This is a genomic window from Oleiphilus sp. HI0086 (assembly GCF_001635225.1).
In genome coordinates, this window is the sequence record NZ_LWFZ01001343.1 from 1 (window position 1) to 697 (window position 697).

Annotated in this window: 1 protein-coding gene and 1 pseudogene; both read left to right on the forward strand. The window is 44.5% G+C overall.

Annotated features, from left to right (window positions below):
• Positions 1-191, forward strand: a pseudogene (locus A3756_RS28870) (TetR/AcrR family transcriptional regulator); the annotation flags it as partial.
• On the forward strand, positions 188-697 hold a 510-nt coding region (locus A3756_RS23180; RefSeq protein ID WP_197481488.1), incomplete at its 3' end, for a biotin/lipoyl-binding protein. The pseudogene A3756_RS28870 and the gene A3756_RS23180, both read left to right, overlap by 4 nt.

A 697-nucleotide genomic window follows, 5' to 3' on the forward strand; every position in this document is an offset into this window, starting at 1 on the left:
AACTAGTGGAGCGAATTTCTCCCAATAGCGACCCGCACATGACATCTATTTCTTTGTTCTCCCTTGTTTTTTATCACTTGGAATCTAAACCAATGAGGGTGTTTTTTCCTGGTGGAAAACCCGAGCATGATGACCCTGAATTCATTGCTGAACATGTATGTCATTTACTGAAAAATGGAGTGTTCCAATGAGTCTACGATTAGTAACACGATTATTAGCTGTTCTTGCAGCCGTCAGCATAGCTACGGCTTGCGGCGAGCAAAACGATACACTTCGTACCCAACTAGTGGCCGCCAAGCCAATTGAGGTCGATGCTCATCATGTTAAAGAAGATCTAGTGCCTCGATTTTATTCGGCAACAGGGTACACCAATGTATCTCGCAGTATCGAAATCAGTACTTCGCAATCGGCAACGATTGACGAACTGACAGTAAAAGAGGGTGACATGGTGTCTCAAGGTGATTTGCTAGTAGCCTTGGATGAAACCGAATTGCTTACCTCTATTCGTCGAGCAGAGAGTGCTATCGAATCAGCCAAAATTCGATTAAAGGATATGGCACATGATGTAGATAATGCTCGTCAACTGCGCGAAAAACGCGTGATTACTGTGGAACAACTTCGCAAGGCAAAAGTGCAACACAATCTTGCGGAAACTCAGTTGAATCAAGCGCAGAGTGAGCTGGAAAGGCAGCTTGCT